At 35.5% G+C, this 16,761-nt stretch carries 20 protein-coding genes and 1 other RNA gene; 5 read left to right on the top strand and 16 right to left on the bottom strand.

The features are described 5' to 3' along the window. Positions 1 to 158: 158 nt before the first annotated feature. The 9 genes from D7I46_RS00965 to D7I46_RS00925 all read right to left on the bottom strand — a co-directional run bounded on the left by D7I46_RS00965 (position 159) and on the right by D7I46_RS00925 (position 7,012). Entirely contained in the window at positions 159 to 782 is a 624-nt protein-coding gene (locus D7I46_RS00965) for a hypothetical protein (RefSeq protein ID WP_120771169.1), read from the bottom strand. Positions 783 to 948: 166 nt separating this feature from the next. After that, positions 949 to 2,382, bottom strand: a complete 1,434-nt coding sequence (locus D7I46_RS00960) for a hypothetical protein (protein ID WP_120771168.1) — start codon at positions 2,380 to 2,382, stop codon at positions 949 to 951. 114 nt (positions 2,383 to 2,496) lie between these two features. Then, a complete protein-coding gene (locus D7I46_RS00955; protein WP_120771167.1) occupies positions 2,497 to 3,552 on the bottom strand; it encodes a hypothetical protein in 1,056 nt (351 codons plus the stop codon). Positions 3,553 to 3,657: 105 nt separating this feature from the next. Then, positions 3,658 to 3,924 (bottom strand): helix-turn-helix domain-containing protein, encoded by a 267-nt coding sequence (locus D7I46_RS00950; protein ID WP_162930788.1) that lies wholly within the window; start codon positions 3,922 to 3,924, stop codon positions 3,658 to 3,660. Between the two features lie 116 nt (positions 3,925 to 4,040). Then, positions 4,041 to 4,283, bottom strand: coding sequence for a hypothetical protein (locus D7I46_RS00945; RefSeq protein ID WP_120771165.1), 243 nt, complete (start codon positions 4,281 to 4,283; stop codon positions 4,041 to 4,043). Beyond that, positions 4,280 to 4,543 (bottom strand): hypothetical protein, encoded by a 264-nt coding sequence (locus D7I46_RS00940; RefSeq protein WP_120771164.1) that lies wholly within the window; start codon positions 4,541 to 4,543, stop codon positions 4,280 to 4,282. Before D7I46_RS00940 ends, D7I46_RS00945 begins: the two co-directional genes overlap by 4 nt. Before the next feature lie 15 nt (positions 4,544 to 4,558). Further along, entirely contained in the window at positions 4,559 to 5,410 is an 852-nt protein-coding gene (locus tag D7I46_RS00935) for a hypothetical protein (RefSeq protein ID WP_162930787.1), read from the bottom strand. 18 nt (positions 5,411 to 5,428) lie between these two features. Then, the gene (locus D7I46_RS00930) at positions 5,429 to 6,583 is read right to left on the bottom strand and encodes a ParM/StbA family protein (RefSeq protein WP_162930786.1); all 1,155 of its coding nucleotides are present in this window, start codon (positions 6,581 to 6,583) and stop codon (positions 5,429 to 5,431) included. Between the two features lie 90 nt (positions 6,584 to 6,673). Continuing rightward, positions 6,674 to 7,012 (bottom strand): MerR family transcriptional regulator, encoded by a 339-nt coding sequence (locus tag D7I46_RS00925; protein WP_120771161.1) that lies wholly within the window; start codon positions 7,010 to 7,012, stop codon positions 6,674 to 6,676. A 276-nt stretch (positions 7,013 to 7,288) separates the two neighbouring features. Between D7I46_RS00925 and D7I46_RS00920 the strand changes: the two genes are divergently transcribed. The 5 genes from D7I46_RS00920 (at position 7,289) to D7I46_RS00900 (ending at position 11,124) form a co-directional block, all read left to right on the top strand. After that, positions 7,289 to 7,618, top strand: a complete 330-nt coding sequence (locus tag D7I46_RS00920; protein WP_120771160.1) for a helix-turn-helix domain-containing protein — start codon at positions 7,289 to 7,291, stop codon at positions 7,616 to 7,618. A gap of 12 nt (positions 7,619 to 7,630) precedes the next feature. Beyond that, entirely contained in the window at positions 7,631 to 8,791 is a 1,161-nt protein-coding gene (locus D7I46_RS00915) for an ImmA/IrrE family metallo-endopeptidase (RefSeq protein ID WP_120771159.1), read from the top strand. A 64-nt stretch (positions 8,792 to 8,855) separates the two neighbouring features. Next, positions 8,856 to 9,539, top strand: coding sequence for a hypothetical protein (locus D7I46_RS00910; protein ID WP_120771158.1), 684 nt, complete (start codon positions 8,856 to 8,858; stop codon positions 9,537 to 9,539). 102 nt (positions 9,540 to 9,641) lie between these two features. Then, positions 9,642 to 9,869 carry a DNA-binding protein gene (locus tag D7I46_RS00905; RefSeq protein WP_120771157.1) on the top strand — a complete coding sequence of 76 codons (228 nt, stop codon included), beginning with the start codon at positions 9,642 to 9,644 and terminating at the stop codon, positions 9,867 to 9,869. Positions 9,870 to 9,936: 67 nt separating this feature from the next. Continuing rightward, the gene (locus D7I46_RS00900; RefSeq protein WP_162930785.1) at positions 9,937 to 11,124 is read left to right on the top strand and encodes a tyrosine-type recombinase/integrase; all 1,188 of its coding nucleotides are present in this window, start codon (positions 9,937 to 9,939) and stop codon (positions 11,122 to 11,124) included. Between the two features lie 83 nt (positions 11,125 to 11,207). Here the strand turns inward: D7I46_RS00900 and ffs are convergent. The 7 genes from ffs to D7I46_RS00865 all read right to left on the bottom strand — a co-directional run bounded on the left by ffs (position 11,208) and on the right by D7I46_RS00865 (position 16,527). After that, positions 11,208 to 11,304, bottom strand: an RNA gene (ffs, locus tag D7I46_RS00895) — signal recognition particle sRNA small type. Between the two features lie 9 nt (positions 11,305 to 11,313). Then, positions 11,314 to 11,781, bottom strand: coding sequence for a tRNA adenosine(34) deaminase TadA (gene tadA / locus D7I46_RS00890; protein WP_120771155.1), 468 nt, complete (start codon positions 11,779 to 11,781; stop codon positions 11,314 to 11,316). Continuing rightward, positions 11,782 to 12,708: a metallophosphoesterase gene (locus D7I46_RS00885; protein WP_240424457.1), complete on the bottom strand. Its 927-nt coding sequence runs from the start codon at positions 12,706 to 12,708 to the stop codon at positions 11,782 to 11,784. Then, complete coding sequence (locus D7I46_RS00880; protein ID WP_120771153.1) at positions 12,705 to 13,460, bottom strand: MBL fold metallo-hydrolase; 756 nt, start codon at positions 13,458 to 13,460, stop codon at positions 12,705 to 12,707. Before D7I46_RS00880 ends, D7I46_RS00885 begins: the two co-directional genes overlap by 4 nt. A gap of 279 nt (positions 13,461 to 13,739) precedes the next feature. Next, on the bottom strand, positions 13,740 to 14,849 hold the full coding sequence (locus tag D7I46_RS00875; RefSeq protein WP_120771152.1) for a vitamin B12 independent methionine synthase: 1,110 nt from the start codon (positions 14,847 to 14,849) through the stop codon (positions 13,740 to 13,742). Positions 14,850 to 15,296: 447 nt separating this feature from the next. Then, a complete protein-coding gene (locus tag D7I46_RS00870) occupies positions 15,297 to 15,989 on the bottom strand; it encodes a Crp/Fnr family transcriptional regulator (protein WP_120771151.1) in 693 nt (230 codons plus the stop codon). Continuing rightward, positions 15,979 to 16,527 (bottom strand): DNA-binding protein, encoded by a 549-nt coding sequence (locus D7I46_RS00865; protein WP_120771150.1) that lies wholly within the window; start codon positions 16,525 to 16,527, stop codon positions 15,979 to 15,981. Before D7I46_RS00865 ends, D7I46_RS00870 begins: the two co-directional genes overlap by 11 nt. Positions 16,528 to 16,761: the final 234 nt, after the last annotated feature.

Genomic DNA, 16,761 nt, shown 5'->3' with positions numbered 1-16,761 from the left:
TATTTTCTCCTCCAAAATATTATTTTTTATGATTTTTCCTCAATTCCGTAGCATCATGCTTTAGCAAAGAGGTTTTGGTGCTCAATTCTTTGGTACATATATATCTATCTCCACAAAACTCTATTGCACTGACAAAAAGAAAGGCTTTATCAGATGCTTTACTCATTATCCGCATTGTAACTGGCAGGTTTCTGAGGGAATTCAATCTTGACTAAAGGTTGATAAACCTTTCTGGTACTGACAATCGTTGTAAAAGTAACCTCTTGAGGGCTACTAAACCAAACCTCATCAAAAAATTTTTGCTTCGCTTCTTCCACGCTTTTATAACTAGGGGTAGTAAAGTCATTTCGCCCATCAATAAATACGTCATTTTTTAGAATCCCTTTAACGGAGTAAACTTTTTGAGTTTGACTGACAGGAACAAAGAACAAAAACAATGTAGAAACAGTAATTATTCCTAGAATTGTCCCTCCAAGCCATTGCTTTCCTCTCATAAGTAAAATAAAACTAGCAATAACCGTCACAACTAATAAAATAATTCCCAGACCTCCTGTGACGAATAGGATAAATTTGAGAACGGTATGATTATAATTAGAATTATAGAGATAATCAACGACAGACATACTATGGTCAACACTTGCCGCATAGGCCGCTATACTCAAAAAAGTAAATACAGCACTAATCCCTAATAAAATAAGCAGCCCAATAATGCCGCCAACAACGATATAGTTTAAATGCTCATTCAACGTTTTGAGCTCTATTTTTTGTTTTCCTTTATACATTTCCCCACCTTTAATAATCAAATATAAATACTCTTTTTTGCGCTTTCGTCAGTCCTAATTAACTTATCCTACTCGCACGCCTTTTGAGCTAGGAAAGGCAACAACCTTTTACTCTCTTATTATCTCACGGAAAAAAATCTGTCGGGCAAATAATTTTGTATGCTATTCAAATCCAAATTTCATTCGTGCTCAGCCTTTGAGCATCTTCCTTACTAAAGTTTGACAATTCTTCTTTAAGTTCCGCCTTATCAAATTTGCTAAAATAAGCGTGGAGAAAATTCTTCCCCTCTTCCTCAGCTTGATATTTTGCATTTTCTTTCCAGCTGTAAGAACAGTTTAAATCAATAACCAGCGCCGCAAGCCAAAAATTTTCCATCATCGCCGTAAAGAAAGCCTCAATATTTTGAATTGGTTTCTCCTTGCGTCTGCTCTCTTTAATCACAAATATTAACTTTTGAACTTCATTCTCTAAATCATCTTGCCAAAATTCTCCCTCAATCCGTGATTTTTCTCTATCAGGAAATCTGAGCTTTAACTGCTCGTGGTATTCTTTTTCAACTTTTAGTTTGGCTCTAAAAATGATATCTTGTAATGCTTTGGCTTCTTCACCAAAATGTGAGAGTTGTCCAACGGTTTTAGGCGTAAGAAAAAGATGATTCACTCCTTGAATGAAGTTATTCGGTAAATCGTCAAGATTTACGTATCGATTAGTATCGTAATTCTTTGTTATACCTGGTTGGTTATATATGGTTAATGCTGCTGCCATTTTGACAGCTTCCATGCTATCATTTTGACAGCATGACTGTTCATGCGGCTTCCCAGCTTTTTTTTCGTTAATTTTCTCGTTTTCACCATCTGAACCGTTGGTATCACTCATGTTGTCATTTTGACAGCATGGAACAACACCAAGAAATTCCTGCTCTAATTGGGTTAAAATTTTATTCACTGCCTCTGTGACTTCATCTTTTATCACTTGTTCATTGAAATCACTAAACTCTAAAACGAGTTCTTCTGCTCGTTGTTTTGCTATGACCTTTGCGTTGGAGTCAAAGAGTTTCTTTCTTAATTGAACATTCGTAAGAGATGAATTTTCTACATTTGGCTGAAAGTCAAGCCACTTTTTTAATTCCCAAGTCACGCGTGTGACAATCACTTCTTGCCATCTTTCTATAAATTTTTCGGAATAATACCGGTCCAATGCTTCATAATCAAGTGAATACCAAAGTGTTTTATCTCTAGCAAGCTTGTTCTTATCATTGTGCTTGAGTACAATTCCCGCACTAACTAACGACTTTACTACACGATTAAAACTGGATTCTGAAAAATGGTAGAATTCTTCTAACCATGAAGGAATCGTTTGATGTTGGCTAGGCTTTAATGTCTTAAAAATATACATTCTATTTTCTGTGTTAACCCAACCACGAACAGGTTCACCGTTAGCTAGTTGTGCTTGCAATTTCTGTTGAATCCAAAAATCAAGACGATTGATGAACATATACTGCTCTGGTGAAAATACCAAAAGCAATCGTTCATCCAATTGAAAAAAATGTTCTTGATTGCGTAAAACTGCACTCGCTGAGTGTCTCTTTTCTACTGACATAATAGAACTTTCCTTTTTTATTATTTATAGCAACAAGGCAGAATCTAACCACCCTAAACACCATGTGTTGCTCATAGACGATAAAATATCTAATATTTATTGAGGTATATCCCCTCATAATTCTTTAAATATTCGATGCTCATACGCGTGTAAATCAGAATCAATTTGTTGTTGTAATTGCCGCTTTTGTGCATTGGCGGCAGCTTGTTCAATCTCTAAATGCTCTCTATAATTGAGTTGTACCTGTCTAAATAAATCAGCTACAATTGGTCGGAGAATGCGTTCCAAGGCTTTCTTATCTCCTTGTGTGTCCGCTAATGTAAAACTATTAAAGGCAAATGTCATCACAGCATTAAATAATTTGTATGTTACTGGGTCTTGATAGCCAAAATACTCTAAACCTTTCACACTAAGGTTAGGATACTTTTCAAAGATAGAAAGAAAATCTCTATAATTTTTTGTAGTATGCTTCAAAAAACGAGAATATCCATCAGCAATGCCTTCCCTATCCTCCAATACCTGCAAGACCAACAAAATTATACTTATAGGTATCATTATAGAAACAAAGATAATTTGAGTTTTAGCGAAAATCCCACCAAGAATGAAGCACGTCACAAGCAAATTACAGAGTATGAATCGAAATTTAGGCAATATTTTAATATATCGCTTCTTCACACACAGTGCTTCAAGAGAAGTAGGCTGATTGTTCTCGTAGCGAATAGCTTCTGCCAAAAATTTATCATGTGCTTGACTTAAAATATCATGATAATCATCAAATAATCGTTTCATAAACAAAGTTGGTGAGGTTTCAATCTGTTCAACTTTTAATGAATTAGCATCCATAAACATTTGCTCAACCACTTCAACAATGAAAGCCCCCGCCTTCTCCTGAGCATCAAATAAAAATACTCCACTCCCTTGTTCTGTCCTTAGAGTCCCCATCTCGCTATAATCATAATATCTAAGAGTGTACTCTTCCTTCACTCTAAATTCTTCTTCCGAAGTAAAACCATTACCACTTTTAAGCCATCCTAACCAGCCGTTACCGTCGGACTTCTGGATACCATACATATTTTCATAAGCAATCCCTACTTCCTTCTCAACTAGCCCCCACGTTCCTCTTGCTCCTTCATCAGTTGCTCTATATGCTGCTTTATATTTATTTGACATACAATTCCTCTACCTAATGGCAAACACAGAGTATTGATTGTTCAATACCCTGGATGCACATTTCTCATATTCTTACAAAATAATTTGATTTACAACGAGCAAAAGCTACATAAAATCTTTAATAGACATTTGTCCCTTTGCGACCGTAACATCTGGAGCACTTTCTCCCTCATGCAAATGATAACGAGCAAAATGTGTGCCGTCCTTGGCTTTAAAATCATCATTGGTAATATAAAGATGGTGAGTGTGCCGTAAAACATAGATAATGGCAGATAAACGTGTAATGTTGTAGAGCTGGAAAGCTTCTAAACTTGTAATAGTTTTCTGTTCTTTTAAGTGGTTTAAAATTTTATCAATCTTATATTGTTTCATGATTTCTCTCCTTCGGTGAATTATTTTATTGTCGAGGGTCTGCACCACGTACAAGACCATGACTGATTATTGTTCCTATAATAAGGACAATGAGCAAAATAATAAATAGTATCATATTATTCTTGTTCCTTCATACATTTCCAATCTTCTTGCCATTCTTTAAGAGTGACCGGACGAACGTGCAAGCGTCCACGTTTGTCTTGATATCCCATGCTCATATCTCTGCGCCACAATCCTTGTATAGGTTCAAAGCCTTCTCCTGTTACAAATCGCTGTTTCACATTTTCTATTGAAATTTTATGCTTTGCCGATAATTCGCTAAAAATATAATCAGCGGTCGTTCTGTCAATCCTACTCATACTTTCTTGCCTTCTTCAATGACCTTAAGATGTGGTTCATAATAATTTCCACGGTACCTTTCATAAATAGCATTCTTTTCTTTTTGATAATGTTCTTTCAATACCCGAAGTTCTTCTTCCATGATATTTTTGTCTTTATGCACCATCCACTTATCGCAATGAATACAACGTTGGTCTTCTGCCCAAGCCGTCGGAAAACGATTAGAAGTACCACAATAGGGGCAAAGCAAATCTTTATACTTTGGGTCACTCATAACCATAGGAATTCCTTTCCATCATGACTTTGATACATCTAAATGGTAAAGTTTTAGAATTTCATCAATCTCAAAGTCTTGCCCAATCAAATCATCATGCAGATAGCAGCGTCCTTTTTTATCGGTTTGTTTTCGCAAACCGAACGAGTTCTGCACATAATCACTGTGATTACTATATTCCAACAGATACTTGCGTAGTTTTGTACGCTTGCGCTGTGCGATAACATTTAACAAATACACAAATAGTCTTGTAAAAAGTTTCCCTTCACTTTCTTGAAAATCGCGGAAACGATAACTAATAACTTTATGTCCCGTCTTATCCAATGCTTTAGAAAAGCGTGCGAGTTCTCTTTGATTTTGGGATTGATTGTTAAATTTATCTATTGTATCAATAGATGCAAAGAGGTCTGTGACATCATAATTTTCAGGTTCGCTATCAATATCTTCCCAGTCGTAATAACTGTACATCTCAGGAATAAAGATTTCTAAATCGTCAAGGGAAATTCCCACTTCTGCTGCAATTCTATTGAAAGAGATACGAGCATGCACAAGTGTAGGACTTGCTAGAGAATTTAAAATTTTAAAACCAATCACAAGTCGTTCAAGAACCAAATCATCCACTATCACCAGGCGTTCAAATTCTGTTTGATGACTGTTTAATAGTTGTTCCAATTCCCCCTCATCCGTGTCCTCGTAAAAATAACGAAACAGCGCTTCGTTTATTTTCCCCCAGAATTTCAACCAAGGTAAATTAACTGGATAATAACTAAGAAGTTTCATGTTCCAACAAGCTTCTTGGTAGTCATCGTAAGAATATTTAACTTCTGATAAATAGATACCCAAAACAGGTTGTACTTCTTTTTCAAGCATCATCTTTCTCCTTTTTAAGTTTTATTCCACAAATTCACCCAAGTGAGCTGCCACCCCTAATTTGAAATAACCTTCAACATTAGCAGTTGTTGAATTATTGAGCAGTTCAATGAAATCTCCAGATGCTGTAAATTCTTCGGGAATATTGTAGCTGTTCTCAATTCCTTCAATCAGCTGGTCCACATCAATAAGATATGCACCTCCACCCGTGATAAAAATTTTATTCAAACGAACAGATGAAAGTCGGTCATCTAAATCAATTTGGAAAAATTGAGTTTCAATTTCATGCAAGACAACTTCTGTATAAGCTTTTTTAGCTCTCAATACAATATCTGTAATATCTTTTGGGGCTGCTGTTTTCTCGCCTATAATATAACGTCCTTGCTCGTTCGTATGCCATAAAGCAAGTTCAGCTTCTACTTGAGAAATACTCGCCTCTTTAGCGACTTGTCCCAACAGGCGATGAACACCATTGCGACTTGTTGTTTTAGTTTCTGAAAGGTTAAAATTTAGTCCTTCTACAACATCGCTCAAAATTGTTCCACCGCCAATATCCATGAAGCCATACCGGATGCCTGAAAACTTAGAAAGATTTTGAGTCAAATGATGATACTTTTCTCCGTTCCATTGGAAACAATTATTTGCAATAGAACCAAGATACTGAGGATAAAACGTAATGGAAGCGATATCGAAATTAACTGGCTTATCATCCACATAGATAGTGTGGAAGCCTTTCGCTATTTTCCGAATATAATCTATGACCTTTGGGTCTTTATAATCGCCTGTTGGTAATCCTGTGACAATATCAAGAACAGGATGATTGGTATTCATCTCCTTGACTACGCGTGCGACAGAAAATAGGAAAAGCTCTTTAAAAATCTGTTTGGTATAGCGTTTCATTCCAAAACCAATGGAAGTCTCCCAATGACCTGCATAAGCTTTCCCCCAGCTGTTTATCGTCTCCCCAAAATGGAAAGATTTTTCTTCTTTATCGAGGCGTAAACGATAAATAGACGGTGTATTTTCAGGTTTCCCTCCAAGATAAAAATCTGGTGCATACCGCGTATCTAACAGTACACTTGGTGCAACTTTAACACCTGTTGCGCGTGATTCTAACTTTACTTGTTTATTTCCCAAGTCAATGGAAATGAGTGTCTTCTTAACTGTGATTGCCATTTTTTCTCCTTTTCTTGTGAATCTTTTTCGCTTCACAATATGAGTATATTTTTGTTTCAAAAAATCCTTGATAATTTTTACAAAAATCAATTAATTTTTTTCTACTGCTTCGATTGCTTTTTTCACGCGCAAATATCGTGATAGGTCTTCTGGCGGAAAGCCAAAGTATGCGGCAGCTTCTTTCTTGGATGGGAATTCAATTCCAGCAAGTTCAATAGCTTCAGTAAACCCCATTTCAGTTTTACGATTGTTTAAAAAATCAATAGCTTTCTTGGAATATAAAGTTTTTCCCCCAATTTTTACTACCATCTCTTTGATTTCGGGAAATCGTGAACTTTTATAACTTTTAAGTGAATTTTCTGATAGTCCCGTTTTTTTCATTACTTCTTCTACCGTAAAATACGACTCCTCATTAATTTTAATTTCCATGTATATCCTTCCTGCTTTTTCTGAAATAATCACTCTTGACAACAGTATTTATTTCTTTATATAATAACCCTTGACAAATATTATCGAAAATGATAATATTAAAACACAATAAAAATCCTCTTAAATACTCTACAAACTAGCTTGGGGCAATGTTTAATGTAATTATTAGGTGATTTTTTATTTATTTTTTTATTTCTTACAAGGTTCATTATAATCTTTTTCGAGAAATAAGTCAACAATAAAGTATCTTTTTGGATATTTTGCGAAAGGAATATTATGACTACATTTGAACGAATTAAATCTTTAGCTGATGGACAAGGAATTAGTCTAAAAGATTTAGCAATTAGATTAGGATTTAGCGAGAATAATATCTATAAATGGAAAACTGCAAAACCCAAAGGAGAAGATTTAGCAAAAGTTGCTGATTATTTTAATGTGACCGTTGATTATCTCCTAGGTAGAGCAGATGCTCCTAAGGAAATGTTGCAAAAACCTAAAGTACAAATTCTTGCCCGAAAAATGGATACAGAACTTTCAGATGAGGAAATAGATATGCTAGGGGCTCTTATTGCTAAATTCGCAAAAGATAACGGCTATGATAAGTAGTAAAACAATGAAATGGGAAAATATAATTATTCTAGGATTAACTACACTACTCAGAAAATATTAGTTGAAAAATGCGACATTACATTTCCGATTAATATCTTACAACTGCTTTCTAATTTTCCAAATATTCATCTGGACACCTATGAAAAGTTTAATACTGATATCGCTCCAAAATTAGGGAAAAAAGCAGAACAAATTTCAGATGAAGCTTTCAGCTGTAAAACAGGGACTAATGCTTACATTATTTTTTATAATGACAATACCATTCAGAAAATTCCGCAAAGGATACGCTTTTCTTTAGCTCACGAATTGGGGCATATTCTTTTAGGACACTTTGTAAATTATAGTGGACTTCTCCCCCGAAATGGCTTTGGAAGGGTTAATTCTATACTCGAAGGGGAGGCAGACACTTTTGCAAGTGAATTACTCTGTCCAACTTGTGCGACGAGTGGCGACTGGTCAAAGGAATTTATAGAAAAAGTTTTTGATGTTTCTGCTCTTGTTGCACAAAATACACTTCATACAAGACAAAAGTATCCTTGGCTTCAAGTGACTGAAACTTTTAAAGATTATTTTGATAATAAAATCAAAATCAATTTGCGAAAGAATTATTTTGACATGGGAGCTAGGAATGCTTCCCGATACTCTGGATTACTTTATTCTATTGATGATAACATCTATCATTTTTGTAGAGACTGCAAAAGTTTTGAAATCAATTTAGGGAGTGAACTAAAATTTTGTAGCATCTGTGGCTCAGATAATTTAGAAATTGTTCATCGGGATAACTATTTTCAATTTCATGAAACAGATGAACAGTTAATAGAATTTTTTGCTAGGGGAGATAAAAGAATGAAATATAGGGTATTAAAATTAGATAAAGAGGGGCGATTAGCAGAGCCTTGTCCAATCTGTGGAAATGAACATCCATCAAAAAATTATTGTTCTGTCTGCGGTTTAGAAATCATCAATAAATGTACAGGCATTAAAAAGACTGTAAGTGGAATATTGACAACAACTACTGCTTGTTCTGCACCTTTAAAAGGACATGAGAGATATTGTCCTGAATGCGGAGCAATGTCAACCTTTCTTGAAAATGGGTTTCTTCCTGCTTGGAATGAAAGTCAAAACAGTGATAAAATAAAACCACTCATCCACGAAGATAAAATTGGATAGAGGTTGATATATCCGTTCTATTGTGAAAAAACTATTGAAAACTTTTTATGAGGACGTAAAGCACATGGATTTAGAAGAAATAAAGAAAAAATACGAAAGCGCCAAGGTATTTGATTATGACCCAGGCTTATTTATGGGAAAAGCTCAAAGTTTACTAGAAAATATTTTAAAGCTTGATTTTTCTATTAATACTGGTCAAGAATGGCTTCGAGATAATGGAAACATGGTTGATTTAATTGATGAATTATGGTCAGATGATGATGATTTTCGCAATAATTTACATCATGCAAGAAAAATACGGAATGATTTTGCTCACAAAGATATCATAACAGCAGATGGTGCCTCTTTCTATAAGACTATGTTAAACCTCTATATTACTTATCTTGAAGATGAACAATATAAAATTTCTCAAATATCTGATAAGTCTGCATACAGTAGTATTTTATCCACCAATAAAACTGTAAATGAAAAAACGAATTTTGGTACAATATTACTTTACGGTCTTTGCCCCATTCTCTATTATTGGATAATATACATACTCATTGCTATCTATCGAGGATGGGTTCATCTTGGACATGGAATTTATACCAATTATTGGAAACTACATCACCCTATTCTTTATTTTTGGGAGAGTTCAGCAATGTGGTGGATTGTATTTTTTGGAAGCGTACTAATTTTCATTTGTTTAAGTATTGGTCCAATTAAATCACAAATACATCGGAACAAGCGAAATAAGCACAGCCTATAAGAAAATTTTAATTACATATAAAGAAAAGGACTTGTTTTAAGTCTCTTTTTTTTATATGAGATAATTATTCTATAAGAATTAATAAATTTTGTTGAGAGTTGAGTGAAAAACATTATGGAATCAGAAAAAAAGTATGCCAAAAAAGAAGAAATTGCTAAAATGTTCAGTATTCATCCTCGCACCCTTGATAATATGCTGACTCAGATTCGACGGAATCCTGATTTCTCAGATATTATATTAAAATGGGGAATAAAGTCAGTTAGAATAAGTGTTGAAGGATTTGAAAGCTATCTACGCTGGAAGCAAAAGCAGAGAACTAAAATACTGTAATGATGGTATAATGAGAGTGTCTATTTACTCTCTTTTTAATAGAAATTTTATAAGAAAAGAGAAAATTATGAATATAAAAAAATTACCAAACGGAAAATATCGTTATCGAGAAAAATATCAAGATGAATATAAAGTTTGGCACGAAGTTAATGTCACGCTGAATACAAAAAGTCGTGATGCCCAAAGAGAAGCACGAAATATCTTAGAAAGGAAAATCGCAGAAAATCTCGAAAAATGCAATGAAATAAATGAAAAAGCAAAAAATATCACTGTAAATGAAGTTTATAAGCAAGCAAGTAAAAAACGTGAAATGGAACTGTCTCCATCATCTTTCTCCCAAGAAACCAGTTTTGTTAAAGCATTTTTAAAAAAACATGGTAATAAAAGAATTCAGGATGTTAAGGCACGAGATTTACAGGATTATATTATCAACCACTCAAAATCCGTTAAAACTATGCATGCATTAAAACGAGGGATTAATAGTATTTTTAGATATGCTTATGTTGCTGAATATATCGAAACTAATCCCGTTGACCGTCTTGATTTACCAAAAGATACACGTACAAAGCAAAGTATTGCTAAGTTAAAACAAAAATTTTTCACACTTGATGAATTTAATTTACTCATTCAACAAATGAGAGCTGATGCTGATGACGATGAGACCAACGAAAAAGTGGATTTGATTGAATTTCTTTTTTGGACTGGACTTAGAATCGGGGAAGCTTTAGGACTAAAGTGGTCAGATATTGATGTCTTAGATAGCAAAATTTCAATTAACAAATCATGGGATTATCATATTAGAAAAATGGGAGATGTTAAAACCACTTGCTCTATTAGAGAAATTGATATTAATACTAGATGCTTAAATATTGTTCAAAATTTTAAAAAATATAATTCTGAATTTGTTTTTGTTACACCAAAAGGTGGTCATCTGCATTATCAAAGATTATCCCAATATTTAAAATTTGAAGGAGCACGAACAAATATTTTTGGTAAAAATCCCAACAATTTCACTCTACATATGTTACGCCATTCTCATGTCACCTATCTTATTAATATGGGAGTACCTGAAAAATTGGTAATGGAGCGTGTCGGACATAGTGACCCACGTATGTTGATGGGTGTTTATACTCATGTTTTACCTGAAAATCGTGTAACCCTGCGCCAAGCCTTAAATTACAGACCTTCATGGGGCAGAAATTTAATTTCTGAAAAAAGCCCCATAAATGTCCCAAGAAATAATGAAACATTGTGAATCATAGTGAAATATGAGTAAAAAGGTTCCCCTTGTAAACACTCGGTTTGTAAAGCATAGTGAAACATTATGAAGCATGATGACAATGATACAAAAAAGAGCACATAAGCTCCAAACTTAGTGCTGCTACCGTCAGGTCCTGACACGCTTCGTATGAAACTTATTGCTCCAAAGGTATTATATCATAATTTACTTTTTTCGTCTATTCTTAAAAAAGTTTTGCATGATTGCTGCACAGTTTTCTTGTAAAATGCCTGATTCTACTTGAACACGATGGTTTAATCGTTCATCTTCTAAAATTTGATAAAGACTAACCGTCCCACCAAACTTAGGATTAGTCGCACCAAAATAAACTTGGGAAATCCGTGCTAAACCGATCGCACCCGCACACATCACACAAGGCTCAATCGTAACAAAAAGCGCACAATCCAATAGTCGCCAATTATTTACGACTTGATTTGCTGCTTCAATCGCACAGATTTCCGCATGATGCGTTGCTTTACCATCTAGTTCTCTCCGATTAAAACCGCGCGCGATGATTTCGCCGTCTTTGACAATCACGGCGCCGATAGGAACTTCTTCATTCCCTACGGCCTTTTGAGCCTCTTTCAAGGCTTCATTCATAAAAAATTCTTTTTGTTCTAATGTAAAGTTCATTTATTCTAAAAATTTCTGTTGTTCAAGACAATAAATTTTGACTGGAACGGCTTCAAATTGCTTCAACGTACCGTTGACAATCGTATCATCCAGACAAATATAGTTGGGATGTTTGCCAAATAGTTTACCGCTGACGTGTCCAATAAACACTTGGACATCCGTATTGGGCACACCTAATGTTTTTGCAACACTGTTTCGCCGTTCAAAAGAATCACCAGGAAAATGCGTCCAGAACAAATCAAATGTCGTTTCTTTTTTGTAAGATAACTTCATCAATGCACTATGTGATAATACAACCCACTGGTTGCCGATTTTTTCAATCAGCTGTTGGGGCTGACCAAAATTATTTTTCATTTCTGTCAGTAAAAATTGTCTATCAGTAACTGACAGCTTTCTCCAATTCTCAAGTGAATACTGCCAGCCATTAGGCGGAGCTCCTTCATAAATCTCAACTGCACCAATCGCACCAGAAAGTTGCTCCGCATCCGTTTTACCTCTATCAGCAAGTTGTAACCACATCTGCTCATGATTTCCCATCATGACTGTTACATGATAACCCTCAGCTGGCAAAGTTTTCAGCAAATAAAGCAAAACATCAAAACCAAATCGCCCATGATCAATACTGTCCCCTAAAACAAAAAGTCGATCATTTTTACTAAAATGAATATCGGTCAGTGTTTTTTTCAGTCCTGCCAGTCGTCCATGAATGTCAGAAACAAACAGATTGCGTTGATAATGCTGGTCATCACTGACAAATCTCGTCTTTGTGCTGTCAGCAGTCGTCTTAACGAGTTGCTCAATCTGCGCTTTGGTTTTAGGCGGATTTTGATTCGCCAAATAGGCATGGACTTTGACAGAAGCGATGATAAGGGCTGTCAGTACGCTGACAGAAATGATAAAAATGATTAATTTTCTAAAACGCTTCATAGAAGCTGCCATTTTTTATGCGGTATAGCCAAATCAGTGCTGACAGCATTTCCCGCTGCTTCTCTCGCTTCTGTCAGTAAAATATCCAAATCGCCAAACTGTGGCAAATGCGTCAAAATCAATTGCTTAACTCCTGCTGCCTTCGCGATTTCCCCTGCTTCTACCGACGAAAGATGATTCGGCATTTTAGACTTGTCTTTGAAAAAATAAACATCAGCAAGCAAAACATCTGCATCACGCGCAAAATCTTTCAGCGCTTCAAAATAGCCTGTATCACCAGTATAAACCAAGACCTGTCCTGTCCTACGTTCGCTAATTCTCATCGCATAATTTATCACAGGGTGTACCGTCTTTATAAAAGTAATATCAAATGGTCCAAGTTTTGTTCCATTTTCCACATCATAAGCATGACCTTCTGATACCTTATCCAAGGTCAATTTGCTAAATTCATAAGCATTTTCACGATGTCCATAAATCGGTAACATCATCCCATCCCAACCATCTTGTCCCAAAGGATAAAGCTGACGATATTGACGTAGGCTACCTAAGTCAGCAATGTGGTCTTCGTGATAGTGACTTAAAATAACTGCATCCAATTGAGTCGGCTGCAATTCATGCTCAAGCTCTGTTACTGCTCGTGAACCACAATCCAAAAGCAGATTAAAGCCTGACTCTGACTGTAAAAGATAAGAAGTTGTTCCTGCATCTCGAGTCGGATATCCTCCCCAGACACCAAGTGCTGTTAATTTCATACATTTCTCACTTTCTTCATTTTTTCTCTAAGTCCATTATAACAAAGCATAGTAGATTTCGCTCAAGAAGCATTTTATACTTTTTAATCCAGCAAATACTTACTATCTCCGCCTTTGGGCTCTGCTGTCCTTCTGCTTAGGAGCTAATAGTGAAGTGCTTAATCGAATCGGGATCACAATTCCCTAGCCAATGAAGTAATCGCTTCAAAGTTTTTTCCCATGATTATCCACCAAAAAAAGCCCAATAGAGCTTTTTTATAGATGATTTTATCCAAAATTTCAATTCCAAATTTTATCAGCAATCACTTTGATATGAGCAAGTTTTGCCCATTGTTCGTCTTCTGTGAGCTGATTTCCTTCTTCTGTTGAGGCAAAGCCACATTGAGTTGAAAGAGCAAGATTTTCAAGTGGAATAAATGTTCTCGCTTCAGCCAAGCGTTCCTTAATGTCACTCTCTTTTTCCAATTCTGGATGTTTTGAAGTAAATACACCAAGAACAATCAAGACATCTTCACGATTATTCCAAATCTCAGGCAATGGTGCAAAGCTGCCAGAGCGGGCATCATCGTATTCCAAAAAGAAAGTATCATAGTTCAATTGACCCAAATATTTTGCAACTGGTTCATAACTTCCTTCAAAAAGATAAGTTGACTTGAAATTTCCACGGCAAATATGAGTGGACACACGCAAATCTTCTGGAAGTCCTTCGAGCAAGCGATTTACGACATAAACAATGTCTTCACACATTTTGACATATTTTTCATGATTTTCAGGGTCATCCAAGAGTCTAGCAATCAAATAAGCCCATGTCGTATCATCAAGTTGGATATATCTGGCACCAAGTTCGTAAAAATGAAGCAATGTTTCATGATAAGCTGCTGCTAAATCATCCAAGAATCCTTCCCAAGTTGCATAAAATTCTGGCCAGCGGTCTGAACGTCCATCGCGATTAGGAATCAATGAAGGAGAAGGAATAGTGACCTTAGGTTCAACTCCTTCTGGTAGAACAGATTGTAAAAACTTAAAATCTTCAAAGAAAGGATGTTCAGGATTAAAAGCAATTTTCCCAGTTAACTCAATATTAGTTGTTCGCGTTTTTGCACCATGAAACTTGTAAGAATCCTCTTGTTCATAAGTTCCAACACCATTCAATCCCCAAAGAAAATCAAGATGCCACCATGAGCGATTAAATTCACCATCTGTTACAGCTTTGAGACCAACCTTAGCTTCATTTTTGACTAATTTTTTAATTTCTGCTTGTTGAACTTTTTTGAAATCTTCAAGTGAGATTTTTCCAGCTGCGTAAGCTGTACGTGCTTCCTTTAGTGCTTGAGGACGTAAAAAGCTCCCAACATGGTCAAAATGATAGTGTGTGTGAGTGGTTGTCATACTATTACCTAGATTCTAATTTTTTATCTTCTACCATTTTAACAAAATGAAATTGATTTGGTCTTTGTAATTTTTAATGCTGTAATGCAAATATTTTATGAAAAAAATAACACCATCAAACTAAGCAAAAAATTCACTTGTTCAACGACATTAATTTTTTATACTATAGCTAATCCGTTGTAAAAACCGACAACGGATTGACACTTCACGGCGCAATAACAGTACCATAACATGCCACTTCGTGCCTGGCCCTTCGGTGCAATCTACGTTCATTTCACACCACAGGTATCCATTCCGCTCTGCTCTCCGTTTTCTCTAGTCACTATCTGCGCGAACTCTCCATTTTCTTAGCAACAAAGACCTGCAATGACAAAAAGTCATGTGACTAATAAAACATTTTAAAGTAACTCTAGTATGCATTTTAGGGTTCATTCGGCATAATATTTGTCAAACGTAGTCATCTTCAAGTTTTTCAACATCAAGAATTTCTATGTGTTTGCCATGTCGTCTGATATATCCATGATTTTCAAGTAATTTAAATTTTCTTGAAACGGTTTCTGGTGTAGTTCCCACAAAATTTGCTAAATCTTTCATCTTCATTGGTAGCTCTACCCTCTCTGAATGTGCAACTTTTGCAAGCTGTAAGAGATAGTTAGCTAGTCGGCTCTCTATTGCTTCCATCATCAAAAATGAGGCTTGTTGCTCGATTGTTTCTGATTTCTTAGCGTTGATTTCTAGAAGTCTTAAACTTAATGCTGGATTTTGTATGAGAAGTTTTTTGAAATCTTGCCTTTTCAAGAAACAAACGGTTGTTTCTTCTAATGTTTCACCAAAAAGATTTTCATTTACTGCACCAAAAAGTGCATTTTCTCCCTCATAACCACCTGGCTCAACAACGCGTAACAGCTGCTCTTTACCGTTCGTTGCGAGTTGGTACATCTTTAACCCACCATGTGCAACAATCGTCAGTTGAGGACTTTGTTCTGGTGAAATGACTGTTTCCCCTTTTCCAAATACTCTATGGTGAACAAGCTGCTCCACTTCTTCAATTTCTTTTTTTGTGAGTGTATTAAAAAGTGGTACAAGTTGAACACAGTGGTGTTCACTGGGGTGCTCGTATTTTTTTGTGTTACAACACATCGTCCTCATCCTCATCTTTAAAATCTTGAAGCGTTTTTCCTAAATCTGAAGCCAATGCTCTAATCGTATGTTGGTTAAAACCAAGCAATTCAACTAAAGCTTGCCCCAAAGCAAACTTCTCCTCTTTGGTGGCTAATTTGATTGCGCGTGTAATGAATAAATTTTGACTCATAAAATCTTGAATCAGATTTCCTATTCGTAATTCATCTTCTTCATATTTGAATTTTGCTGATTCCTCGATAAATTTAGCATACTTTGTAAATTCATCAATCGTTGTCGGTATGACTTCCCCTACATCTAAAAGTTGCTCTGAGATAGTATAAAAATAGACTTGTTCTTTCTCTTCAAGTTGCTTGAAGGTTGCTCTATTTTCACGATGTTTAGCATAAAGTACTGCTTGCATCAATTTTACTCGCTCAATAAATAAGTTAGACAGAATATGACCAGTCATTGCACCTGCAGTTGGTTGATGATGATCATGTTCTGCTTTGATGAGTTCTGCTTCGTATTTTTCTTCGATTGTTAATTCTTTTTTCATTTTTGTTCTCCAAGACGGAGTTTGGTGCTTGGATATACTCGCTCAACTTTAATGCTGACAAGTATTTATCCTATGTCTGATTTGCTGTGCTGCTTATATTCAGTATCCACTAAACTACAACTGTCTATCCTATAAAATTAGAGATTCAAAGCGCAATTTACTAAACAACTATTAGTCTACTGCTATAACAATAACCTTAAAATATCATAATCTACTAAGGTCCTCAGTAAGTTC

Source organism: Lactococcus allomyrinae, from assembly GCF_003627095.1.
GTDB lineage: Bacteria > Bacillota > Bacilli > Lactobacillales > Streptococcaceae > Lactococcus > Lactococcus allomyrinae.
The sequence above is the reverse complement of the archived record's forward strand: the minus strand, read 5'-3'. Positions and strand labels throughout refer to the sequence as shown.